The organism is Pseudomonas sp. RAC1 (assembly GCF_030658255.1).
GTDB classification, from domain to species: Bacteria; Pseudomonadota; Gammaproteobacteria; order Pseudomonadales; family Pseudomonadaceae; genus Aquipseudomonas; species Aquipseudomonas boreofloridensis.
The window spans coordinates 99,144-105,275 of sequence record NZ_JAUTXS020000010.1; the positions used below are offsets into that span (position 1 = coordinate 99,144).

Below are 6,132 nucleotides of genomic sequence, written 5' to 3' on the forward strand. Positions count from 1 at the left end.
TGGCCTCAGGCATGCACGCTCCACTGCACCACGTCACCGGCCAGCGGCAATTCGTCGATGGCGTGGATCATCCCGCTGGCCAGCGCCTCGTCGGGGCCAAGGATACGCGGGTACGCCATCAGGTAGCGGGTGACGTCCAGGTCTTCGCGCGATCCCTGCGTGCGTTCGGCGACGATTTCGGCGTACAGCCTCAGGTCGTAGTCCAGACTCATGGCATATTCGGCCATGCGCGAATGGTCCACCGAGCCATGCAGCGTCCAGTGAAACGGGTGGAACAGGAACTTGCTGTAGCGGCAGGCGGTACGCCGGCTGCCTGCCAGGAACAGGATGTTGCCCATCGACTCGACGGTGCCGAGATTGTGGGTGTGCACCGGTATCGGTTGAGCCAGGAGGAAGTTGTACAGAGTAAAACCGTAGCTGCACTCCCCGCCCATGGTCGCGATGTTGATCTGTAGCGCCTCTGCACCTTGCTGGACAGCGCGCGAGCAGGTGTTGATCAAGTTGCCGCAGGTCGAGGAATTGATCGGGCCGGTGAAGTGGATGATATGTCGGGCCATGAGCACCTCCAGAGTGGTCCGGGCGCCTTGGGCATCCGGCTCTCGGTGGAATCGTGCGCTGCGGCAAAGTTCCCCGGAACCATCGCTCGGCGACTGGCGCTGACCGGCGCTGCACCGTCCAGCGCGCGCTGACCATCCATTCGGAACCCCCACCCCTTCGTTTCAGTCGCACACACTGTATCGACCGATTCCAAGGAGACCCCGTGAGCGACATTCGCATCGGCATTTCTGGCTGGCGCTATGCTCCGTGGCGCAAGGACTTCTACCCCTCAGGCCTGCGTCAGGACGACGAGCTGGCATTCGCCTCGCGTGCAGTGAACAGCATCGAGATCAACGGCTCGTTCTACGCGCTGCAAACCCCGGAACGTTACCGGCAATGGCGCGACGAGACGCCCGAAGACTTCGTGTTCTCGGTCAAGGCACCGCGCTACATCACCCACGTGCGCCGGCTCAAGGACATCGACGAAGCCATGGCCAACTTCTTCGCCTCCGGCCTATTACTGCTGGGCGACAAGCTTGGTCCCATTCTCTGGCAGTTCCCGCCGAACCTGAAATACGACGAGGCGCGCTTCAGCCACTTCCTCGAGCATCTGCCGCGCGACCGCAAAGCCGCGCGCGACTGCGCACGGCACTGCAGCGAACGCTTCGAAGACAACGGCGGCCTGGCCATCAAAGGCAACGCACCGCTGCGTCACGCCATCGAGATCCGCCATGAGAGCTTCCTGTGCGAGGCGTTCATCACGCTGCTGCGCAAGCACAAGGTGGCCCTGGTGGTCGCTGACAGTGCAGGCAAGTGGCCGTGCGTCGAAGACATTACCGCCGATTTCGTCTACCTGCGCCTGCATGGCGATGTCGAGCTGTACAGCAGCGGCTACACCGCACGGGCGTTGCGCCACTGGCGCCTGCGCATCCAGGCCTGGAGCCGTGGCGAGCAGCCGGCCGATGCGCACTGCGTACTGGGCAAACCACCGCGCAAGCGGATGAGTCGCGACGTGTACTGCTATTTCGACAATGACCAGAAAGTGCACGCCCCCTTCGATGCGCGACGCCTGCTGAGCAAGCTGGGACTGGACGGCGAATTGGTCACCGAGCCCGGCGTGGAAACGGAGGTGCCGCTGTGATCGAGCCGCTGACCCAGCCCCGCCCCGCCGTCGACACCCGCGCCGCCGTGCGTCGCCTGAACGTGCTGACGCTCAACGTGCACAAGGGCTTCGCGCCGTTCAACCGCCGCTTCATCCTGCCAGAGCTGCGTGAAGCGGTGCGCGCTACCGGAGCCGACCTGGTGTTCCTGCAAGAGGTGCATGGCAGCCATCACGCGCATGCCCAGCGGCATCCGGGCTGGCCGCAGACGCCGCAGTACGAATTCCTCGCCGACAGCATGTGGCCGCAGTTCGCCTATGGTCGCAATGCGGTCTATCCGCACGGCGACCACGGCAACGCACTGCTGTCGAAATTCCCGATTCTCGACCATCGCAACCTCGATGTGTCGATCAAGGGCAACGAGGAACGCGGTTTGCTGCACTGCCGCCTCGACGTGCCTGGGCACGACCAGGTACATGCCATCTGTGTGCACCTGGGCCTGCGCGAAGCGCATCGCCAGCGTCAGGTCGAGTTGCTGCTGGAACTGCTCGACAGCCTGCCGGCCAGCGCGCCTGTGATCGTCGCTGGCGACTTCAACGATTGGCGCCTGAAGGCCGACGACGTGCTCAGCCAGCACCTGGTCGAAGCCTTCGGCGAACGCTTCGGCACTCCGGCGCGCAGCTTCCCGGCCCGCTGGCCGGCGCTGCGCCTGGACCGCATCTACCTGCGCAATGCCATGCCCAGCCAGGCGCAGGTCCTCTCCAAATACCCCTGGTCGCACCTCTCCGACCACGCACCGCTCGCAGCGGAGGTGAACCTTTGAAGCAACCATCCTGGGTCGACGGCAACCATGTCGAGCTGCTGATCAACGGCGAGCAGTACTACCCGCGCGTATTCGAGGCGATGGCGGCCGCGCGCACGGAAATCCTTCTGGAGACCTTCATCATCTACGACGACAAAGTCGGCCAGCAGTTGCGCCAGACGTTGATCGACGCCGCCCAGCGCGGGGTGCGGGTCGAGGTGGTCGCCGATGGCTATGGCGCTGGCGAGCTGCCCGACGCCTTCGTCACCTCGATGGTCGAAGCCGGCGTGCACTTCCATGCCTTCGACCCGCAGCCGATGCTGGCGGGTATGCGAACCAATCTGTTTAGGCGGCTGCACCGCAAGATCGTGGTCATCGATGGCCAGCGGGCGTTCGTCGGCGGCATCAACTACAGCGCCGATCACTTGGGCGACTTCGGTCCCATGGCCAAGCAGGACTACGCCGTGGAGGTCACCGGCCCGGTGGTGGCCCAGGTTCATACCAGCAGCCGTCGCCTGATGGCCCCGGTCCTGGACCGCGCGGACACCGTCGAGCCGGTGACCGCGCCCACCGGCGCTGCGCAGGCCACGCTGGTGCAGCGTGACAATGTCCGTCACCGTACCGACATCGAGGAGCAGTACCTGCAGATGTTCCGCCAGGCCGAGCGGCGCATCGTGGTGGCCAACGCCTACTTCTTCCCCGGCTACCGACTCCTGCGCGAGCTGCGCAATGCCGCTCGACGCGGCGTGGAGGTGACGTTGATCCTGCAAGGCCAACCGGACATGCGCTGGGTGCGAGCCATCTCGCGGCTGCTGTACAACTACCTGCTGCGCGACGATGTGCGCATTCACGAATACTGTCGACGTCCGCTGCACGGCAAGGTCGCGCTGGTGGACGAGCAGTGGTCCACCGTCGGCTCCAGCAACCTCGACCCCTTGAGCCTGTCGCTGAACCTGGAAGCCAACCTGATGATCCGCGACCGCGCATTCAACCAGCAGTTGTACCAGCACCTGAGCGAGCTGGCCGGCGAGCAGTGCAAGCCAGTCACCCTGGAACGCATGATTCGTGGCTACTGGTGGCGAGCGCCGCTGATCTTCATGGGCTTTCACTTCACTCGCTATTTTCCGCGCATCGCGGGCCTGTTCCCGGCTCATCGGCAGCGCTTGAAGTCGGTCCTGCCTTCGGTTCAGGAACAGGGTGAGCTGCACGAGGGCAACGTCTGATGGCCGAAAAGTCATGGAAGGTTTGGGGCAAGCGGGTGCTGACCCTGTGCTTCATCATCCTCATACCCACCCTGCTCTATACCCTGGCGCGCAATCTGGACTGGGATGAGGTGCGCCAGTCGCTGTTGGCCTACAGCCCGGCAACCCTGGCGCTGGGCCTGTTGCTGGCGCTCACCAGCTACCTGGTATTCGCCAGCTACGACCTGCTCGGGCGCGCCTACACCGGACACCGCCTACCTGCCCGACAGGTGCTGCCGGTGGCCTTCGTGTGCTATGCCTTCAACCTCAATTTCACCACTTGGGTAGGCGGTGTGGCCTTGCGTTATCGGCTGTACGGCCGGCTGGGCCTGGACACCGCCACCATCACCCGGATCCTCACGCTGGGCTTGCTGACCAACTGGATGGGCTACCTGCTGCTGGCCGGCAGCGTGTTCGCCCTGCGCCTGGTGAAGTTGCCGGAGGGCTGGGCGGTCGGCGCCAGCGGTCTGCAACTGATCGGCGTGGCCATGGTGGCCGTCGCCCTCGCCTACCTGTTCGCCTGCGCGTACGCCAAGCGCCGCACCTGGCATATTCGTGGACACGAAATCACCTTGCCATCCTGGCGCCTGGCGCTGTGTCAAGTGGCCCTGGGCGCGAGCAACTGGGCGTTGATGGCGGCGCTGATCTATCTGTTGCTGCCGCACGCGCTGTTTTATCCGTCGATCCTGGGTGTTCTGCTGATCAGTTGCATCGCTGGGGTGGTCGCGCACATTCCTGCTGGCCTGGGGGTGCTGGAAACGGTGTTCCTGGCGCTGCTTCACGGGCAATTGAGCCAGGGCACGCTGGTCGCCGCGTTGTTGGGCTATCGCACGCTGTACTACCTGATTCCGCTGTTGCTCGCGTTGATCGCTTACGTGGTGCTGGAAAAACGCGCCAAGGCGTTGCGCCAACAGGATCGGAACCGGCCGCAGGAAGCGGACGCGCGCTGATCGTCGGCCCAGGCTGTGGCATGATCGGCGCTCCCGGATAATGAGCGCGGTGCATGTTGATCGACGAAGAACTGACCCTCAAGAAGCTGGAGACGTTCCTGGCCTTCATGCGCAGCGGCAGCTTGGGCCGTGCGGCGAGTGAGCTGTCGACCAGCGCGGTGAGCGTGCACCGCGCCATTCATTCGCTGGAAAACGCGCTGCGCTGCCCGCTGTTCAAGCACGAGGGTCGCCAGTTGATCCCATTGGAAAGCGCTTACGTGCTGGAGAAAAAGGCCCGCCAGTTGCTGCAGGACGCCGAGCAGATGGTGCGCCAGACCCGCGAGGCAGCCGGTTTCTATGCCGAGCGCTTTCGGCTCGGTGCGTTGTACTCGCTGACGGTCAAGACCGTACCGAAGCTGGTGATGGGGCTGAAGCTGCGCCGCAGTGAGCTGAATATCGATCTCACCTTGGGCTCGAACGTGGATTTGCTGCATCGCCTGAAAAATCACGAACTCGATGCGATTCTGGTGGCGCTCGACGAGAGCATCGAGGACCCGGCCTGCGCGCACCTGGCGTTGTTTTCCGACGATATCTTCCTGGCCGTGCCAAGCGATTCGCCGTTCGCCGAGCAGGACGAGGTGGATCTGGCGGACTTGGCCGACTCGACGTTCATCACCCTGACGCAGGGGTTTGCGACTCACCGGGACGGGGCGCGGGTGTTCGGCCAGGCGGGGTTCGAGCCGAAGGTGGCGATGCAGGTGAACGATATCTTCACGCTGCTGAGCATGGTCAGTTCGGGGGTGGGGTATGCGTTGTTGCCGGGGCGGATTGCGGCGGTGTATGAGAATCGGGTGAGGTTGATTGCGCTGCGCGAGCGGTATCGGTTGCAGCAGGATATTGGGGTGGTGTTTTTGAAGGCGCGTGAGCGGGAGCCGAATTTACTGGCGTTATTGGCGGAGTGTCGGATGTATCGGCGGGAGGGTTGATGATTTGGGGATTTGGGGATTTGGGGATTTGGTTAAGTCTTTGAATTTTTTGTTGATTTTTAGTCACCTTTTCGCCTTTACGGCGACCCTCTTTTTTTCTTGGAAAAAAGAGGGGCAAAAACCGCTTGCTCCCGCATACGGCCCCTGCGCTGCGCGCAGGGGTCCCCTCGCGCCGGCGTCGCTCCGGGAGGACCGCGCTTAGGGACCCTCCTGGTCCCAAGCGCTTGACGGGCATCCATGCCCGTCACCTCCCTGCGCAACGCCTCTGCTCGGCCTCCTGAGGTCGCGGTTGGCGGTGATTGGGCTACCGCGCACTAAGATCAAGATCAACGGCAACGGCAACGGCAACGGCAACGGCAACGGCAACGGCGATTTGATCGCGCAGCGCTCCAGAACATCTGCCCCACCGCCCTGCTTCTAAGCGCGCGCCAGTTCAGACGCCGCCCATCGCGACCTCAGGAGGCCGAGCAGAGGTGGCATGGAGGGGGTTGACGGGCATGGATGCCCGTCAAGCGCTTGGGGCCATGGATGGCCCCT

General features: G+C 63.7%; 6 protein-coding genes. 5 read left to right on the forward strand and 1 reads right to left on the reverse strand.

All coding sequences use genetic code 11. The features are described from left to right. Positions 1 to 5: 5 nt before the first annotated feature. Positions 6 to 563 (reverse strand): ATP-dependent Clp protease proteolytic subunit, encoded by a 558-nt coding sequence (locus Q7C30_RS01790; RefSeq protein ID WP_317870437.1) that lies wholly within the window; start codon positions 561 to 563, stop codon positions 6 to 8. Positions 564 to 760: 197 nt separating this feature from the next. Between Q7C30_RS01790 and Q7C30_RS01795 the strand changes: the two genes are divergently transcribed. The 5 genes from Q7C30_RS01795 to Q7C30_RS01815 are packed head-to-tail and all read left to right on the forward strand — an operon-like array spanning position 761 to position 5,595. Beyond that, a complete protein-coding gene (locus Q7C30_RS01795; RefSeq protein WP_317870438.1) occupies positions 761 to 1,678 on the forward strand; it encodes a DUF72 domain-containing protein in 918 nt (305 codons plus the stop codon). Further along, on the forward strand, positions 1,675 to 2,460 hold the full coding sequence (locus Q7C30_RS01800; RefSeq protein ID WP_039577566.1) for an endonuclease/exonuclease/phosphatase family protein: 786 nt from the start codon (positions 1,675 to 1,677) through the stop codon (positions 2,458 to 2,460). The genes Q7C30_RS01795 and Q7C30_RS01800 overlap by 4 nt, the downstream gene beginning before the upstream one ends. Then, positions 2,457 to 3,662, forward strand: a complete 1,206-nt coding sequence (clsB, locus tag Q7C30_RS01805; protein WP_116888157.1) for a cardiolipin synthase ClsB — start codon at positions 2,457 to 2,459, stop codon at positions 3,660 to 3,662. Before Q7C30_RS01800 ends, clsB begins: the two co-directional genes overlap by 4 nt. Then, the gene (locus tag Q7C30_RS01810) at positions 3,662 to 4,630 is read left to right on the forward strand and encodes a lysylphosphatidylglycerol synthase domain-containing protein (protein WP_317870440.1); all 969 of its coding nucleotides are present in this window, start codon (positions 3,662 to 3,664) and stop codon (positions 4,628 to 4,630) included. The genes clsB and Q7C30_RS01810 overlap by 1 nt, the downstream gene beginning before the upstream one ends. A gap of 53 nt (positions 4,631 to 4,683) precedes the next feature. Continuing rightward, a complete protein-coding gene (locus Q7C30_RS01815) occupies positions 4,684 to 5,595 on the forward strand; it encodes a LysR family transcriptional regulator (protein WP_304484955.1) in 912 nt (303 codons plus the stop codon). Positions 5,596 to 6,132: the final 537 nt, after the last annotated feature.